This is a genomic window from Acinetobacter sp. WC-141 (assembly GCF_000313935.1).
Classification (GTDB): Bacteria; Pseudomonadota; Gammaproteobacteria; order Pseudomonadales; family Moraxellaceae; genus Acinetobacter.
In genome coordinates this window covers 39,001-56,140 of sequence record NZ_AMSS01000054.1, presented here as the reverse complement: position 1 = coordinate 56,140, position 17,140 = coordinate 39,001, and the positions used below count along the sequence as shown (strand labels likewise).

Here is a 17,140-nt window from a genome sequence, read left to right as displayed (position 1 = left end):
GTTGAGTGGTTTTTCTTGTCTAACAATTGTGCTTTTCTATACAAACTGAGAACAAAATTGTGGAATTTGTCTCAATTTAGAGGGAAATATATGAATATTATCTACCTCCATGGTTTTAATAGTAGCTCTCTTTCGATTAAAGGATTGAGCTTAAGGCAGTATTGTAGCGAATTAGGGATTAATGTGCATTTGCCAAACCTCAATAGATCTCCAGATCAGGTGGTTGAGCAAGTTTCAGAGCTTATTGAAAGTCTGGAAGATGTTGCATTGGTTGGTAGTAGTTTAGGTGGTTTTTTTGCGACATACTTTGTCGCGAAATATAATATTCCTGCTGTACTGATTAACCCTGCTATGCAACCATGGAAGTTGTTTGATGAGCTGTTTCAAGTTGAAAGCATGCCCTATGTGGTAAATGATCAATGGTCAATTGATCATGTTCAGTTGCGACAGTTGCAACAACTGGAACTGAAACAACCTAAAAATGCCGACAAAATACTCGTCTTATTGCAACAAGGCGACGAAATTTTGGATTATCGTCAAGCACAACGCTATTATAGTGCTGCAACGCCATCCTCATTGATTTTGACGGATGCTCATGGCAATCATGCTATGGAAGATTTTGAAGAAAAATTACCGTTAGTGATCGAATTCTTTGCGCACACCATCAAATAAGGAAAACGTACAACGTGACACAATATACGGCTCAATCGCTTGAAGTCCTTTCTGGTTTAGACCCTGTTCGTCGTCGTCCAGGGATGTATACCGATACGACTCGACCTAACCATTTAGCCCAAGAAGTGATCGATAATGCTGTTGATGAAGCATTAGCGGGTCATGCCGACAAAATCTGTGTCACAGTTTATAAAGATGGTTCATTGTCTGTTGAAGATAACGGCCGTGGTATGCCGGTTGATATTCACCCTGAATATGGCCAAAGTGGTATCGAAATCATTCTGACCAAGCTCCATGCTGGTGGTAAATTCAGTACCGATAACTACCAGTTTTCGGGCGGTTTGCATGGTGTGGGGATTTCAGTTGTAAACGCTTTATCAACACGTGTTGAGGTCGAAGTTCAACGTCAGGGTAACCTATATCAAATGGCGTTTGAGCAAGGTGAACCGGTTGCACCTTTGGCTGTGTTAGAAGGCAAAGCGCCAAAACGCGCGACAGGTACAACAGTACATTTTTGGCCAGAGGCGAAATATTTTGATAGCCCGAAATTTGCTTTAAAAGCACTTAAACACAATTTAAAAGCCAAAGCTGTTTTAGCAGCAGGCTTAAAAATTATTTATATTGATCAAATTAACGATGAAAAAATCGAATGGCAATTTGAAAATGGCCTCGTCGATTATTTGATGGATGAACTGCAAGACCGCGAAATTTTGCCAAATCCTGCTTTTGTAAGTAGTGGACAAGCAGATCGTGCAGCATGTGAGTTTGCAATCTGCTGGAATGTAGAAGGCGGTGAGCAGGTTCAAGAAAGTTACGTCAACCTGATTCCAACCGCTCAAGGCGGTACCCATGTGAATGGTTTGCGCTCAGGGGTAACTGAAGCATTACGTGAGTTTTGTGAGCTACGTAACTTGTTACCACGTAACCTCAAACTATCTGCAGAAGATGTTTGGGACGGTGTGAACTATATTTTGTCACTCAAGTTCCAAGAACCGCAGTTTTCAGGTCAAACCAAAGAGCGTCTTTCTAGTCGCGAGGCCTCTAATATTGTTTTAAATATTGCTAAAGATGCTTTTTCACTTTGGTTAAATCAACATGCTGAAATTGCCATGCAACTGGCTGAAATGGCAATTTCCAAAGCAGGTCGTCGTTTAAAAGCAGCTAAAAAAGTCGAGCGTAAAAAGATTGTTTCTGGCCCTGCATTGCCAGGGAAATTGGCCGACTGTGTTGGGCAAACTCGTGAAGACAGTGAGCTATTTATTGTCGAGGGTGACTCGGCGGGTGGTAGTGCCAAGCAAGCACGTGATAAAAACTTTCAGGCCATCATGCCAATTCGTGGAAAAATCTTAAATACGTGGGAAGTTTCTTCAGATGAGGTTTTAGCTTCTCAAGAAGTTCACGACATTGCGATTGCCATTGGTGTAGACCCAGGTAGTGATGATTTATCAGAGCTGCGTTATGGCAAAATCTGTATTTTGGCCGATGCCGACTCGGACGGTTTACATATTGCGACTTTGCTTTGTGCTTTATTCGTTAAACACTTTCCAGCATTGGTTGAAGAAGGACATTTGTATGTGGCAATGCCACCATTGTTCCGTATCGATATTGGTAAAGATGTCCATTACGCGCTTGATGATGATGAACTTGAAACTATTTTGAAAAATATTAAAGGTAATCGTAATCCGCAAATTACCCGATTCAAGGGATTGGGTGAGATGAACGCGATTCAACTACGTGAAACCACGATGGATCCTAATACACGCCGCTTGGTTCAATTAGATCTTGATGATGCCCATTTTACGGCGGGTTTACTCGACAAATTACTTGCGAAAAAACGTTCCGCAGATCGTAAGCAGTGGCTTGAGCAGAAGGGTAACCTAGCCGATATCACTGTTTAAAACAGAATTAAAAAATCCCCGCTCAATAGGCGGGGATTTTTTATGTAAACCTAAATTATTGGAAATCACCACAATAGGTTCTACCATTAAATTAAAAAATAGACAGATCTGTATATTTTAATTTAGGCCGTAAGTTTTATAGCAAATGGAAATTGAAAAACATCACAATTCGCTCCACCTCCAATTCGATCTACCACCGCAAAATCACTTGGTGCCTCAAAAGTAAGCAAAGGATGATGCCATGTGCCTGCCCGATAATTGATACTTTGCTTCCCATTTGAAACAAATGCACATAGCTTTGAAATATCGGGAGTATTCTCATCTAAAGCGGGTGCTACAATAATTAAAAACTTTTGTTGCTGTAATGGAATAAATGCCTGAGAGCCTTTCGGATGGCGCTCTAGCATTGAAATTTCCAGAGGCAACACGCTGGCCTTAGTATTACGGAAAATACTAATTCCTGCCTTTGCTTCCCCTTCAATTTCTGTTTCAACGAGCGCATGGTAGCGCTCGGTGTGGGCATCATTAATATGAAAAAAGTCATGCCCGTCACAACAGATGACCTCTCCGAAGGGCTGAAAGTTTTCAATTGTTAAGGGCTGAATTTGAACATTCATCATGATCATGACTTGGCAATTTTCCCCCATAAACGAACACGACTAATCCCCCCGTCTGGAATCATGTTAATACGGATATGAGAGATTTTTTCATGCTGTAAAATCTCATTTACATATTCGTGAATATGGTCCATTTGCATCGGTTGAGCTTCAAGTAAATAAGACCAGAACATACTTTGTGGAATCAGTTGTGCATCGGTTGCATTTTCAAGGTAAACCGCTTGAATGGATACTTGGGCAGGGAAATTTCCTTTAAAGTGAGCCGTATCAATTTCAAGTTTCTCAATTTTTCCACTTTTACCCAATGCAAGAATACACCAGTCATAACCCGGCGCTCGGCGGCGTTTAGTTTCCCATCCATCGCCCATGTTGATGCCACGGCCAGGGTTAATCAAATTACGAGGATGGCCAAAATGCGCATCGCTATAAGCAACTACGCGGCCACCATTTTCAAGGGCCAATAAATCGAGAGTTTGCTCGCTATCAGTCACCTGAATATGAACGTCTCCATAGACGCGTAAACGGGCGATACCACCATCTGGAAAAATATTGAGGCGTATATGAGTGAAAAGTGCATCATTATTGACCATAAAAATATGGTGCTGGCTTGGACCGAGTTCAGTATTTCCTAAAACACTTTCCCATTTTGCTCCTGTCAGGTCCCCATTTGGTGCATAACAGGCTTCTAATGCTGCAGATGCTGGATAATTTCCTGTGAAAAAGCTGGTATCAATATCAAGTGCACTGATTTTTCCAGTCACCCCAAGCTTCACAATGCACCAGTCATAGCCTGCGTGACGCTTTCGACGAGTTTCCCAACCGTCCATCCATTTGCCGTTGTCATCAAATTTATCTTCAACAAAAACAGGTGCTTCAAATTGCAGCATACGCTTTGCTTCTGCAAAGAAATCATCTGAACACTCAATGACTTGTGCACCAATTCGGGCATCTGCCAAATTGGTTTTCGTATTCAAAATTTCAGGAAGTTCAAATGCTGGAGCGTGCAATGTTGCCATAATGGGGTATCCGTATTTCTTGTTAAAAACATGATTTTTCATTTAAAACTGCGCTAACACGGAGCGTGCCAAGTCGAGTTTTATACATAAATATATAAGCATGGTGCATGCCAGTTTTGTGGAAAAGCTAAATAAATTTTGAAGGATGGCATGTTTTTAGCATAAGCACTCTATAGGTGAATATCTATAGGAGCGTGTTATGAATGTGGTGATTATTGGTGCGGGAATGGGAGGTCTAACCACAGGCATTGCATTAAAAAAATTTGGTCACCAAGTTCGTATTTTTGAGCAAACTGAAAAGATTCTTCCAGTGGGTGCTGCAATTTCGCTGTGGTCGAATGGTGTGAAATGTCTAAATTATCTGGGATTAACTGACAAAATAGCCAAACTTGGTGGACAAATGGATGATTTGGCCTATGTGGATGGTTTAACTGGAGATGTGATGACACAATTCAGTTTACTACCATTAATTGAAGAAGTAGGCCAAAGACATTATCCAGTTGCACGTGCCGATTTACAAAATATGCTGATGGATGAATTTGGCAGAGATCAGATTCATTTAGGCAAAAAAATGGTCAGCCTTGAAGACAAAGCTGATTTTGTTGAGGTGCATTTTGCAGATGGTAGTTCAACGCAGGCTGATCTATTAATTGGGGCTGACGGTACTCACTCACTTACACGGACGTATGTGTTGGGCCAACAAGTACAGCGCCGTTATGCAGGTTATGTGAACTGGAATGGCTTGGTTGAAATATCTGAAGATTTAGCGCCAGCTCAGCAATGGACGACTTATGTGGGGGAAGGCAAGCGAGCTTCTTTAATGCCGGTTGCAGATGGCAAGTTCTATTTCTTTTTAGATGTGCCTTTACCAGCAGGATTAGAAAATAATCGGGATGAATACAAAAAACTTTTAAAACAATATTTCTCTGATTGGTGTTTGCCAGTACAGCAGCTCATTGAACGCTTAGACCCGCAAAAGACCAATCGGGTAGAAATCCACGATATTGAACCGTTCTCTCAGTTTTATAAAGGTCGTGTAGTGATTTTGGGAGATGCTGCACACAGCACGACACCTGATATTGGGCAAGGCGGTTGCCAAGCGATGGAGGATGCGATTTATTTAGCGCGTTCTCTGCAAATTAACACCTTGGGGCTAGAGGATGCTTTGCGACGCTATCAAAATAAACGTAATGAACGTGCAAATGAATTGGTACTTCGTGCGCGTAAACGCTGTGATGTGACTCATATGAAAGATGAAGGCGTTACACAAGCATGGTATGCAGAACTACGCCGTGAGCAAGGTGGCCATATTATGCAGGGGATTATTAGCAATATTGTGGGTAATCCACTCGATTAAAAACAAAAACAGCAAGGAGATTTCCTTGCTGTTTTATCTTCTAAATAAAAATTTTAGAAGTGGTATTTAACCAATGCACTGACGTTATTTTCGTCGGCGCCTTTAATACCAAATTTGTTATTCCACACTGAGTGCTCAATACCTAAGTATAAACGTGTATCAGGAGAAATGTGTTTACCTACATTCCATTTCCACTGAGTTGTCCAGTTCAACTCGCTGGCATGGTCGCCTTCAGCAGTTGACCAGTCAAGGAAACCATCTACCAAGAAATCTTCAGATCCTAATTTTAATGGAACGCCGTAAACGAATGTCATTTGATAATCGTCGTCAGTTTTCTCATTATTCGCGCGGTAGAAGTTTAAATTCGCATATTGGAAATATGGGATATCTAAGTCAACTGCAAAACCATAAAGGAAGTTGTCGAAGTTATTGCCGCTTTGAGTGTTACTTTCCCAAGTGGTACTAATTAACACATCTTTAATTGGACCATATGCTAGTTTTTTACCAGACACTTCGCCTAAGCTTAAACGTGGTGATAACTCAAAGTAAGTACTTTTATAGTCATCTTCGCCACGCATGCGGTCCATGAAGAAAAATACATCAGCGTATTTAACTTTCGCTGCATATTCCAAAGTAATCGTGGTTTCTTTGTCATCTACAACTTCATAGTTTTCACCATAAAGTCCGGTCACGCTAAAATCTTGCCAGATTGGTTTTGCCTGAACCATGGCAGTTGCAGATAACAAGGCACAAGTCGCCGCAAGTTGCTTTAATTGCATTTAAATGATCTCCCCCCAAATAAAGCACGCTAAGGATACAGGGTCTTAAGCAAAAATGAAGCCAAATTTGATCAACGGTTAAAAAAAAGCCCACCGAAGTGGGGCGCTAAAAACTAAACCTTTAATGAGTATTTCTTGTGTTTATTGTTTGGCTTAAATGCGGGGTACGCGAGCTGCGAAATGAAGGTAAATGATTAAATAATAAATTCAACAAGATAGCAAAAATACATGTTGAACTAATACCCGAATGGAACAAAGTTTGTACCCAAACTGGAAAATGAGCATAAAACTCATGGTTAATAATGGGGATCATCCCTGCTGATAAAGCGGTCGCGACAATAATTAAATTTTTCTGATCGTTATAATCTATTTTTGCCAAAGTACGAATTCCACTTGCTGCAACTGAACCAAATAAGACCAAACCCGCACCACCAAGTACGGGCATTGGAATCGCTGCAATCAAACGACCCATAATGGGGAGTAGGCCCAAAATAATGAGAATGACACCACCTGCTGCCACAACAAAGCGACTTTTGATACCTGTAATGGCAACTAACCCAACATTTTGGGCGAAAGCGCTTTGCATGAACGAACCAAAGATAGGTGCGAAAGCACTCGAAAACATATCGGCACGTACGCCATTGGCGATCCGTTTCGCGTCGACTTCAGTTCCTACAATATCTCCGACAGCAATAATATCGGCTGTCGTTTCAGTCATAATTACCAAAGTTACAATCAACATCGACAAGATTGCACTAAGCTCGAAAGTAGGCAAGCCAAATGCAAATAAGTGTGGAAATTGCAGCCATGCACCTGAACTCACCTGACTAAAATCACCAAAACCCATAAAGTAGGCGAGGGTGGTACCAGCAACAATAGCCAACAAAATTGATAAGCGGCGAATGCTTGCTTGCGGCAGCATATTTAGAACAATCACAATACCTAAGGTCAGTAAGGCTAAAGAGATATTTTCTACGCTACCCCAGTCAGGTGCTTTATTGTTACCACCCATCATCCAGCGAATCGCAACGGGTAACAAAGATAGTCCAATAATCGTGATGACGCATCCAGTCACAACGGGTGGGAAAAACCGAATAATTTTTGAAAAGTAAGGCGCAAGACATAGTCCAATCAGAGATGCGACAATCACCGCACCATACACAGCAGGTAAGCCGCCACCAGTGGTGATAATGGCGACCATGGTAGCCACGCCAGCAAAAGAAACGCCCTGAACTAAAGGTAATTTTGCACCTAGATATTTGGTTCCAATGGTCTGAATCAGTGTTGCCAGTCCCCCGACAAATAGGGCCGCTGCAATGAGCATTCCGACTTGTGCTGAGCTTAAGCCAGCTGCTGTTCCAATAATGAGTGGCGGGGCTACAATGCCACCATACATGGTCAGCACATGCTGTAAGCCGTAAGCAAAACTTTTGGAAATTCCTAAATATTCATGCTCTGGAGAAATCGCATTTTTTTGCTGATGATTCATATTTTTCTCCTATTTATATTCTGAGTTAGCTGCCGCGATAAGTGGAGTAAGCAAACGGGCTGATCAGTAATGGAATGTGATAATGCTGATTGATGTCTTCTACAAAAAATTGAATACAAACACGTGGGAAAAAAGTTTTAATTTGCTGCGATGAAAAATAAGGTGCAATCTCAAATTCAAGTTGATAAGCACCTACTGCAAAGTCTGTTATTCCAAAATCACTCACTCGACCATCTGGGTTAGTGGTTGCGGTTGCAATCAGTTCATGGGTTTCTGCATGAAACAACTTCACTTCTACGTGTGCAGCTGGTTTGCCTAAATTCGTATCTAAAATATGAGTGCTGATCATGCTTGTATTTCCTGAGATAGACGTAATAGAGCAATCGCTGAGAGTTGCTCATGTACAATTACTTTTTCGATAGCTAAGTCATGTTGTAAACGTTCGTGTAGCTTTTTTAAAATCTCATCGCTACTGAGGCCCGCTGCTTTAATTAAAAAAATAAAGCCAAACTTTTGTTCATAATCGAGGTTGCCTTGTAGCAGCGTTTGTTGCGTTTGTTCATCTAAAGAAATGCCAGCTTGTTCCTGATTTGAAAGATGTTGTTCTTTTGCATTGAGTTGTTTTTTTGCTTGTCGTTCACCAATTTTTGGGTGGGTTGCTAAAGCAGTTTCAATGTCTTGCCATGACCACATTTGACTTAAATTTTCTGCATGCTCTAAAAGAGATGCTTTTGATGAATAGGGGCGTTCTGAGATAATTTTCTCAGCCCATGCTGGAATGTGGACACAGTTTTTTAACAAAGTCTTGAGTTGTTCGGGTGGGGCTTGATTAAACTCGGCTAAAAACACTGTTATTCCTAAACTCGTTGTTGTGATATAGAGTTTTAGCAATAACAGTGCCAATAGTGGTTTATGCGTCTCTTATGAATTTGGAAAATTAAAAATTGATTATTTAGTTATGTGATTTTTATACCAATGCTGCGCAATGTCTTGACGACGACAGATCCAGACTCGATCGTGCATTTGAATGTAGTCGAGAAATTTTTGTAGTGCTTTAAAACGACCTGGACGCCCTAAAATACGGCAGTGCATTCCAATCGACATCATTTTTGGTGCAGTTTCTCCTTCTGCATACAGCACATCAAAACTATCTTTTAAATATTGAAAAAACTGTTCTGAATTATTAAAGCCACCAGGCGAGCAGAACTTCATGTCGTTACATTCTAAGGTATAAGGAATAATTAAATGAGGACGTGATGCACCAGCCGTATCGGTAAGCGTTGTCCAAAAAGGCAGATCATCGCCATAATAATCAGAGTCGTATTGTAGTTGTGGAAACTCTGCAAGTAACTGACGAGTATTGGGGCTATCACGTCCGGTGTACCAACCTATCACTTTATTTTCAAACAAGTTTTCTAAGACAGTTAAAGCCTGTTCCATATGCTGTTTTTCAACTTCAATATCGGTATCTTGATAGTGAAGCCAGCGGTAACCATGAGACACCACATCATAATCAGCTTGCTTAATTGCTTCCACAATATGAGGGTTGCGGGCGAGCGCCATCGCAACTCCGAAAATAGTCATCGGGAGCTTACGTTTTTGAAATTCAGCATGAATGCGCCAAAAACCAGCACGTGAACCATATTCGTACATAGAGTCCATCGACATATGTTTAGCAGGGTAGCTTGCAGCGCCAATAATCTCTGATAAAAACTGTTCTGAGCCATCATCGCCGTGCTCAATATGTTTTTCTCCACCTTCTTCATAATTAAGCACAAATTGCACTGCAACCTTAGCATTGTTAGGCCATTTAACCTGTGGAGGTTGCCCGTGATAACCGATTAAATCACGTGAATAAGGAGACTTTTGAATTTGCTCAATAAGCTCGGCTCCAGATAGATAAGATTTGGACACGATTGCTCTCCTTTTGTTCATTTTTTCATAAAAATTTAAAAAATCAGCTTGCATATTTTTATAGATGGACTGATATTGAAGATATGGAGATCTTCAAAATATATTAAAACCAGTACGTTTAAGTCAGGAGATAACAAACCATTACACCATCAAAATGTACAATTAAAGTCAGTTGATGCATGCTTAAAACATGCCAACATAAAAAAGTTTTGCATAGAAAAGATCCACAGTAAGAAAGAGAGGATGGTATTTATGAATATTGAAATCCGCACAGATAAAAACATCCATAATAGTGAACGTTTAATTACTTATGTACGTGCAGAACTTACTCAAGAATTCCAACGTCATAGCGAACGTATTACACATTTCTCGGTTCATTTTAGTGATGAAAATGGGGACAAAAGTGGTGACAAAGATATCCACTGTATGATTGAAGCACGTCCTTCAGGTTTGAAACCGGTTGCAGTGCACCATAAAGCAGGAAATATTGATGCTTCAATTCATGGCGCGATTGAAAAATTAAAACGTAGCCTCGAACATACTTTTGAGAAAAAAGAACACCCGAGAGGTGGGCAACCAGAATTCATTGATGATGAAGTTTAATTAAAAATGCTAAAAAGCCCTTCGGGGCTTTTTTTATATTTGATGAAAATAAAACTATTCACAACATTAGGTTTGCAATGCGATGCAATCAACCTCTAAAATCTGGATAAGAGATTAGGCATAATAGCCCTAATATATTTTTGAGAGATGGTCATGTTAACCACCCAGCAGCAAGCTTTAATTAAAGCCATAGAAGAATTAGAACTCGCGCAAGTGCAGAAATTACTTGCTGAAGGACTTGATCCGAATTTTATTGATCCGGAACAAGGGCCGCCTGTATCAATTATCTGTGACGGAATTTTTAAATGGTGGGAAAATGTATCGGAAGCTTATGAAGCTGGTACACCATTATCAAAAGAAGAAAAGCAACAAGCTTTACAAGTTTACCTCGATATTCTCGAAGCTTTGATTCAGGCCAAAGCCAATGTACACCTTTGGGATGCAGAAGAGTTTTATGGTCCGCTATGGGATGCAGCAAGCTCGGCATGCGCGCCAGCCGTTCAACGTTTACTCGATGAAAAAGTTGATCCAAACTCACGTGATGAAGAAGGACTCACCATTTTATCTTCAATCAGTCAGTTGTTCTTTGATTGTGACTTTGATGAAATAGATTGGTCAGAATCGCTTGAAGAAGAGCGTGAAACATTAGAGTTATTGCGCCGTCATGGGGCTAAAATGACAAAAGAATTAACTGCTTGATTGGATATTAAAATGAAAATAGTACAAATTTTAACTTTTGCTCTGACTACTGTTGCTGCCGGAAGTACTTTCGCAGCAGAGTTTTCTTTTGACCGTCCAGGTTCGGGCTTTGGAACAGGGATCACACCAGTAGGTAAGTTAGCTTGGGAGCAAGGTTTGCCTAGCGCAACTTATACAGAGTCGACTGTTGATGGCGTTAAAGAAAAGACCGTAACTGTAAATGAAGATATGCTATTCCGTACAGGTCTGGCTGATGGCTTAGAATTACAATTAGGGTGGCAAGGTCCAGCATGGACTCAAACCAAACGTGCTGGCAAAAAAACTGACAATTCAGGTTTTGGTGATGTAAGCATTGGTTTGAAAAAAGCAATTGATCTAGATGATGATAACTTATCAATGGCTGTTTTAGCTGAGGCTGTTATTGCAACAGGAAATGATGAATTTACTGCGCATGATGATATTTATAGCCTGAGTTCAGCGGTAGCTTATAAATATAATGACTTGGTAGGCACATCAATCACTATGCGCTACGAAGTACAAAATAGTAACTGGGCAGTAACTGCAATCCCAACGATTGACTATAAAATCGCAGGTAAGCTTTCTGGTTATTCAGAATTTGTTTATCGTAAAGCTGAAAGCCAAGACTATGAATATGGTTTAGGCACAGGTTTAGTCTATGCAGTTAATAATCGTACTCAGCTTGATGCAAGTGTAGGGGTTGATTTAGAGGGTCAAGACAAGAGCTACCGTGGTGGCTTAGGCGTGGCGTTCTTGTTCTAATCGAAGCAATTTAAATTTTATGTTAATGAAAAAGCCTATTCATCAGGGAATTCTTTATTTTCTAGCAGTTGCTGTTTGTCTATTTAGCCAGTTGGTTTCTGCACAAGATAAGCTACTCTCACCCGAACAAGCTTTTTCATTTTCGGTTGAATCTTCTGAGCCGCATACGGCAAGTTTGTCTTGGCAGATTCAGCCAAATTACTATCTATATCAGCATAAATTTACCGTACAACAAGGTACGCAACCTTTAGCTTTAAAGTTACCTAAAGCGATTGCTCAATATGATGAAAATTATGGGCAAAGTGAGGTTTACTACCATCAAGTTAATTTCCAAATTAAGACTAAGCCTTCAGAACACTACAGTGTGACTTGGCAGGGCTGCGCAAAAGATCGTATTTGTTATCCACCCCAAACCATTGAGTTTCAAACTGATGCAGATGGCTTAGTGGGTGTACAAAATCAAGCAGGATCAGCGCCAAAGCGATTGCTAGATTTGGCGAATACACAGTCTGACACTTCTTCAGATTCTTTAGAAAAAGAGCAAAATACAGAGTCAACAGCTGTTACAACCACACCAGAAATTGCGCAAGATCAGATTTGGTCAGCCAAGTTAATTGAACACTCGCTGTGGTATGGGATTTTATTATTTCTCGGTTTAGGCATATTGCTCGCATTTACGCCATGTTCTTTACCAATGCTGCCTATATTAACTTCGTTAATTATTCGAGATCACAAAGGTTTAAAGGCTTGGACCATTGCACTTACTTTTGTTTGTAGTATGGCATTGGTCTATGCAGGTTTAGGATTAATCGCTTCTTCGGCAGGTTTAAATTTCCAGCGCTGGTTACAACAGCCTGCGACGTTAATTGCTTTTAGTTTACTGTTTATTATCTTTGCTCTGAACCTATTTGGCTTGTTTGAACTTCGTTTACCGCAAACATGGCTAAACCGACTTGATCGCATTCAGTCGATGCAACAAGGTGGCACTCTAGTGGGTGCGGGAGTCATGGGTGTGGTTTCTGCACTTTTGGTCGGTCCTTGTATGACTGCACCACTCGCTGGAACTTTATTATTTATTTCTCAAACACAAAACCAATGGCAAGGCGCTTTGCTTTTATTCTGTCTAGGTTTTGGAATGGGAATTCCGTTGCTATTAGCGAGCATATTAGGAGCAAAATTCCTACCTAAAGCGGGCGACTGGATGCATCAGATTAAAGTGATTTTTGCTTTTCTGATGTTGGGTTTAAGTCTCTACTTTATTCGTCCTTTATTGCCAGATTGGGGCATGCAAGTACTTAGTCTCATATTAGGACTCGCTTTTATAGCTTATTCGCTTTATCAGCTTTTCTTGAAAAAAGGGCAGCTGCAATGGCTCTACGCGATCTTATTGTTAGTCGTTACACCTTTTGTGGCCTATAACCAATATCAACATATTCATAATCGAAATTTGCAAAGTTCTGAGCACATGGCTGATTGGCATGTTGCAACGAGTGCAGCAGACTTCCAAAAGATATTAGCAGCAGCACCTGCTGATCGGGCGATTGTGGTGGATGTCTATGCAGACTGGTGTGTTGCTTGCCAACCGATTGAACACCGTATTTTAAAAGCGCCAGAGGTTCAGTCTGCTCTTGCACCTTACTATTTGATTAAGCTTGATTTGAGCCATTATGATCAATCACATGAAGCTCTACTCAAGCAATGGAATATTTTAGGACCACCGACTTATCTATTTTTAAGCCCAGAGCAAAAAGAAATTCGTGCGTTACGTTTAACTGGGGCCTTTAGTCAGCAAGAACTTTTACAGCAACTCGCGAGTTTGGCAAAGCTAAAAAAATCATAGTGTCTGAATAGCTTCGGTCTGATGAAATGTACGGACCTGATTACGTCCTGAAGCTTTTACCGCGTAGAGTGCTTGATCAGCCTGTCGAATAACAAGATAAGGGTCCTGTGCAAAAGCTGAACTACTTATTCCAAAACTAGCACTAATATGGATGGGATTATTTTGAGTGCTACAAACAGGTAATTCTTGCAAAGCCTGGCGACAGCGCTCAGCAATTTTTTCCGCTTGAATAATATCGGTATGGGGGAGTAATAAAATAAACTCCTCTCCACCAAATCGACCAATAATATCTTCATTACGCAAGTTTTCAGAAAGACATTGCGCTATTTCAATTAAGACCTGATCACCTTGGTGATGTCCATATATATCATTAATTTTTTTAAAATGGTCGATATCAAGAAGTACTATTGCATAGTCAACTTGCTGTTGGTGCATTGATTCTAAATGAGTGTTTAAACTACGCCTGTTTAATACATTCGTTAATGGGTCAAGTTGGCTTAAGCGTTGAATATAAGTTTCTCTTTGACGCCATTGGGTGAGTAATATTTCAAATAAAATAAAACAGGCCAATAAAATCGGCATAATAAAAAATGCCATGCTTCCCAACCAAAAGGGGTTAGTTTGAGCATGTTCCATAGCTTTAAAATTAAATAAAGGGGCATAAAGCAAAGCACCTTTCATACTCAAATAAGTACATGCGGTTAAAATAATTGTCGCAGGTATAAGAGCGCTATAAACAATTTTTCGGTCAAATAACACAAGTCCAACACCAATGGTGCCGACATAACCCACCATGGTGGCGGGACTAATACTGCCAATTAAATATCCATCATGGCATAGCATGAGTGTAAAAAATTGCACACTAACGAAAGGAATAATTCTTTGAGCTTGTTCATCATTTTTATAGCGATAGCAGGGGATAATCAAAAGGCCCAATAAAAGTAAGGTCAATAAATTGAGCCAGAGCTGTGATTCAACTAAAGGTAAATGTGCCCATCGCCAGACACTTGGCGTGATTAGAATATAACCTTTCCATAAAATCCAACTGAAATTCATTGCACAGGCAAGTGTAAGCATCAGTGCACTTTTTTGTAATGGTGTCCAGTTAATGATGTGATTATTGTGGATGAAATCGATTATCACCTGTTTTGTTCTTTGTATTGGATGAGTGATTAAACGATTTTTCATAGTAAGTAAGGGCTCCTAAATATAGATGCCTCTTTGTTAGACCATCCTAAAATTGGATTGTTTAAATAATTTATATTTTAAACATAACATGATTTTCAATTTAAGCATGATGACTTTTTATAAAGTAAATGATGTGAAAAGTTCTGTTCACTATTCACATCATTTATAGATAAATTAAGTTTTATCGAGTTCATGAGCAAACTCAGCAATATCTGCCAATGCTTGTTTTGCCTCATCAAACCATGCGTTAAACATCTGGAAGTTATGCCACATGCCTGTATAAAGTTTGAACTGAACTTTAACGCCGGCATCTTCGGCTTTTTCTTTAAAACGCTTGGCATCATCTAATAATATTTCTTTAGAACCCACTTGAACCAAAGTTGGTGGTAGCCCATGCAAGTCATCGAAAATAGGTGAAACCCGTGGGTCGTCGGCTGCGATATGATTGCCTATATAGTATTGAGTTCCTGTTTGAAGAGCTTCAATAGACAATAAGGCATCATGTTTTCTGTTAAATCTAAGAGACTCGCTGGTGAGCGTTAAATCCAAAAATGGAGATAGTAAAATTAGACCACTCGGCATGAGTTCGGGTTGTTCTGTTAAGCGTAAACAAAGCGCCAGTGCTAAATTTGCTCCGCATGAATCACCCGATAAAATAATATCTTTAGGTTGAATACCTTGTACCATTAAAGATTGATAGATGTCATACAGAGCTTCAGTTGCCTCAGGATATGGATGCTCTGGTGCAAGAGGATAGTCCACATGAATAATCTGCATCTGGGTGCGAGCAGCTAAATCCGTCATGAAAGCATGATGGGTTTTGACACTGCCAAGAAAAAATGCGCCCCCGTGAATGTGAAAAATCAGTTGAGTGGCAGAATCTTGTGGCTTGATTTCTTCACCTTTAATGCCTGCTAACCGAATCGGGCGAACAGAAACATTTTTTTGTCGTGGGAAAGCACGACACATCTGATCTAGAACGGGACGTAAGGCTGTAGCCGGCAAATTTAGCTGACTTGGCTTGCGAATTGTTGTTTTAAGAAAAGTTTCTGTAAAGTAATATTTCCAAACATTTGATATATTCATAGAGCATCCATTTTTATGCTAGTTTCTTGTTTTCTTGTAAATTTTATTTTGCAAGATTACAAGGTTACACGAAACAGTCACATTCAAAAATTGCAATATCTTTGCGACTTCTGAATACTAAAAATCTTGAAAGACCCAAGGATATTACAAAAATGAAAAAGATTGCTTTAGCTTTAGGACTCATTGGTATGGCTGCATTTGCCAATGCGGCTGATTCACTCAATGGAACGGTATGGAAAACAATTGATGATCAGACCAATAAGCCAAAAGCCGTAGTTAAATTCACGGAACAGAAGGATGGAACCTTAACTGCAACCATTCAAAATATTTTGACGCCAGGCGAAGAAAACGCTTGTACAAAATGTGAAGGTCCGTACAAAAACAAACCACTTAAAGGTGTCACCATTGTACATAATTTAAAAAATGTAGGTGGTAACAGTTATGAAAACGGTACGATTTTAGACCCAAAATCTGGTAAAACTTACAAACTGAAAGGTGAGTTGGCCGATGGCGGTAAGAAGCTTAAATTGCGTGGTTATATTGGCGTTTCTGCGCTTGGTCGTAACCAAACGTGGATTCGCGCTAACTAAAAGATTCAATAAAAAACGAGCCATTGGGCTCGTTTTTTTATGCTTGGATATTTTGATAAGTTGCTTCATCAAAACCTACAATAAAACCTTGTGAGGTTTGTAAAACAGGTCTTTTAATTAAACTTGGTTGGGCAATGAGCGCTTCAATCAGGTTATCTTCACTGCTTAATGCGCGATTTTGTTCTTCTTCTGAAAGCTTACGCCAAGTCGTTCCTTTTTTATTTAGAACTGTATCTTGTCCAATTTCTTTTAACCAGATTTTTAAAGTATCTGCATTAATTCCTTGTTTTTTATAATCGTGAAAATCATAGCTAAGTTCTTTAGCTTGCAAAGCATCAAATGCTTTTTTCATTGAGTTGCAGTTTTTAATTCCATAAATTTTTAACATTCTATCGGACCATGTCAAAAAGAGAGAGCACACAGCCTAACTCAAAACGCATTTGAGCACTACTTTATACAGATACTTTTAAAACAAATGAAAAATAATGATTAATCAAAAGAGAAATGTCATGTTATTGTCATAAGACAAAGCGATAATGAGCTTAATAAGAAGAAGTTAAAACTAAAAGAACTTAGCGCAAAAAATAAGAGATTGAAAAGAGAAAACCCGCA

18 protein-coding genes are annotated in these 17,140 nt (G+C 39.8%); 8 read left to right on the top strand and 10 right to left on the bottom strand.

The features are described 5' to 3' along the window. The first annotated feature begins 90 nt into the window (after positions 1 to 90). Together ACINWC141_RS11635 and parE are read left to right on the top strand one after the other, a co-directional pair. Positions 91 to 672 carry a YqiA/YcfP family alpha/beta fold hydrolase gene (locus tag ACINWC141_RS11635; RefSeq protein WP_034678451.1) on the top strand — a complete coding sequence of 194 codons (582 nt, stop codon included), beginning with the start codon at positions 91 to 93 and terminating at the stop codon, positions 670 to 672. Positions 673 to 686: 14 nt separating this feature from the next. Further along, positions 687 to 2,570 (top strand): DNA topoisomerase IV subunit B, encoded by a 1,884-nt coding sequence (gene parE / locus ACINWC141_RS11630; protein WP_009391402.1) that lies wholly within the window; start codon positions 687 to 689, stop codon positions 2,568 to 2,570. Positions 2,571 to 2,692: 122 nt separating this feature from the next. On the opposite strand, the gene ACINWC141_RS11625 is transcribed toward parE, so the two are convergent. Then, positions 2,693 to 3,196: an ureidoglycolate lyase gene (locus tag ACINWC141_RS11625; protein ID WP_009391442.1), complete on the bottom strand. Its 504-nt coding sequence runs from the start codon at positions 3,194 to 3,196 to the stop codon at positions 2,693 to 2,695. Continuing rightward, positions 3,193 to 4,203 (bottom strand): allantoicase, encoded by a 1,011-nt coding sequence (alc, locus tag ACINWC141_RS11620; protein ID WP_009391438.1) that lies wholly within the window; start codon positions 4,201 to 4,203, stop codon positions 3,193 to 3,195. Before alc ends, ACINWC141_RS11625 begins: the two co-directional genes overlap by 4 nt. 199 nt (positions 4,204 to 4,402) lie before the next feature. Between alc and hpxO the strand changes: the two genes are divergently transcribed. After that, on the top strand, positions 4,403 to 5,560 hold the full coding sequence (gene hpxO, locus ACINWC141_RS11615; protein WP_009391372.1) for an FAD-dependent urate hydroxylase HpxO: 1,158 nt from the start codon (positions 4,403 to 4,405) through the stop codon (positions 5,558 to 5,560). A gap of 53 nt (positions 5,561 to 5,613) precedes the next feature. Here the strand turns inward: hpxO and ACINWC141_RS11610 are convergent, their stop codons facing one another. The 5 genes from ACINWC141_RS11610 to puuE all read right to left on the bottom strand — a co-directional run bounded on the left by ACINWC141_RS11610 (position 5,614) and on the right by puuE (position 9,742). Beyond that, the gene (locus ACINWC141_RS11610) at positions 5,614 to 6,339 is read right to left on the bottom strand and encodes an outer membrane protein OmpK (protein ID WP_009391378.1); all 726 of its coding nucleotides are present in this window, start codon (positions 6,337 to 6,339) and stop codon (positions 5,614 to 5,616) included. 121 nt (positions 6,340 to 6,460) lie between these two features. Next, positions 6,461 to 7,828 (bottom strand): nucleobase:cation symporter-2 family protein, encoded by a 1,368-nt coding sequence (locus ACINWC141_RS11605; protein WP_009391344.1) that lies wholly within the window; start codon positions 7,826 to 7,828, stop codon positions 6,461 to 6,463. Positions 7,829 to 7,853: 25 nt separating this feature from the next. Beyond that, positions 7,854 to 8,177, bottom strand: coding sequence for a hydroxyisourate hydrolase (gene uraH / locus ACINWC141_RS11600; protein WP_009391325.1), 324 nt, complete (start codon positions 8,175 to 8,177; stop codon positions 7,854 to 7,856). After that, on the bottom strand, positions 8,174 to 8,677 hold the full coding sequence (gene uraD, locus ACINWC141_RS11595) for a 2-oxo-4-hydroxy-4-carboxy-5-ureidoimidazoline decarboxylase (RefSeq protein WP_009391342.1): 504 nt from the start codon (positions 8,675 to 8,677) through the stop codon (positions 8,174 to 8,176). Before uraD ends, uraH begins: the two co-directional genes overlap by 4 nt. Positions 8,678 to 8,776: 99 nt before the next feature. Then, positions 8,777 to 9,742, bottom strand: coding sequence for an allantoinase PuuE (puuE, locus tag ACINWC141_RS11590; protein ID WP_009391441.1), 966 nt, complete (start codon positions 9,740 to 9,742; stop codon positions 8,777 to 8,779). 252 nt (positions 9,743 to 9,994) lie between these two features. Here puuE and ACINWC141_RS11585 point away from each other — a divergent pair, with 252 nt between their 5' ends. The 4 genes from ACINWC141_RS11585 to dsbD all read left to right on the top strand — a co-directional run bounded on the left by ACINWC141_RS11585 (position 9,995) and on the right by dsbD (position 13,664). After that, positions 9,995 to 10,345 (top strand): HPF/RaiA family ribosome-associated protein, encoded by a 351-nt coding sequence (locus tag ACINWC141_RS11585; protein WP_004640014.1) that lies wholly within the window; start codon positions 9,995 to 9,997, stop codon positions 10,343 to 10,345. 153 nt (positions 10,346 to 10,498) lie between these two features. Then, on the top strand, positions 10,499 to 11,044 hold the full coding sequence (locus ACINWC141_RS11580) for an ankyrin repeat domain-containing protein (RefSeq protein WP_009391363.1): 546 nt from the start codon (positions 10,499 to 10,501) through the stop codon (positions 11,042 to 11,044). A gap of 12 nt (positions 11,045 to 11,056) precedes the next feature. Further along, positions 11,057 to 11,824: a transporter gene (locus ACINWC141_RS11575; RefSeq protein WP_009391387.1), complete on the top strand. Its 768-nt coding sequence runs from the start codon at positions 11,057 to 11,059 to the stop codon at positions 11,822 to 11,824. 19 nt (positions 11,825 to 11,843) lie between these two features. Continuing rightward, positions 11,844 to 13,664, top strand: coding sequence for a protein-disulfide reductase DsbD (gene dsbD / locus ACINWC141_RS11570; protein ID WP_009391424.1), 1,821 nt, complete (start codon positions 11,844 to 11,846; stop codon positions 13,662 to 13,664). Here the strand turns inward: dsbD and ACINWC141_RS11565 are convergent. After that, positions 13,659 to 14,852, bottom strand: a complete 1,194-nt coding sequence (locus tag ACINWC141_RS11565) for a GGDEF domain-containing protein (RefSeq protein WP_009391385.1) — start codon at positions 14,850 to 14,852, stop codon at positions 13,659 to 13,661. The two genes, dsbD and ACINWC141_RS11565, sit on opposite strands and share 6 nt — an antisense overlap. 174 nt (positions 14,853 to 15,026) lie before the next feature. After that, positions 15,027 to 15,938 carry an alpha/beta hydrolase gene (locus ACINWC141_RS11560; protein ID WP_009391358.1) on the bottom strand — a complete coding sequence of 304 codons (912 nt, stop codon included), beginning with the start codon at positions 15,936 to 15,938 and terminating at the stop codon, positions 15,027 to 15,029. 152 nt (positions 15,939 to 16,090) lie between these two features. Here ACINWC141_RS11560 and ACINWC141_RS11555 point away from each other — a divergent pair, with 152 nt between their 5' ends. After that, on the top strand, positions 16,091 to 16,528 hold the full coding sequence (locus ACINWC141_RS11555; protein ID WP_009391439.1) for a DUF2147 domain-containing protein: 438 nt from the start codon (positions 16,091 to 16,093) through the stop codon (positions 16,526 to 16,528). Between the two features lie 37 nt (positions 16,529 to 16,565). Here the strand turns inward: ACINWC141_RS11555 and ACINWC141_RS11550 are convergent, their stop codons facing one another. After that, positions 16,566 to 16,916: an arsenate reductase gene (locus tag ACINWC141_RS11550; protein WP_009391395.1), complete on the bottom strand. Its 351-nt coding sequence runs from the start codon at positions 16,914 to 16,916 to the stop codon at positions 16,566 to 16,568. Positions 16,917 to 17,140 lie beyond the last annotated feature (224 nt).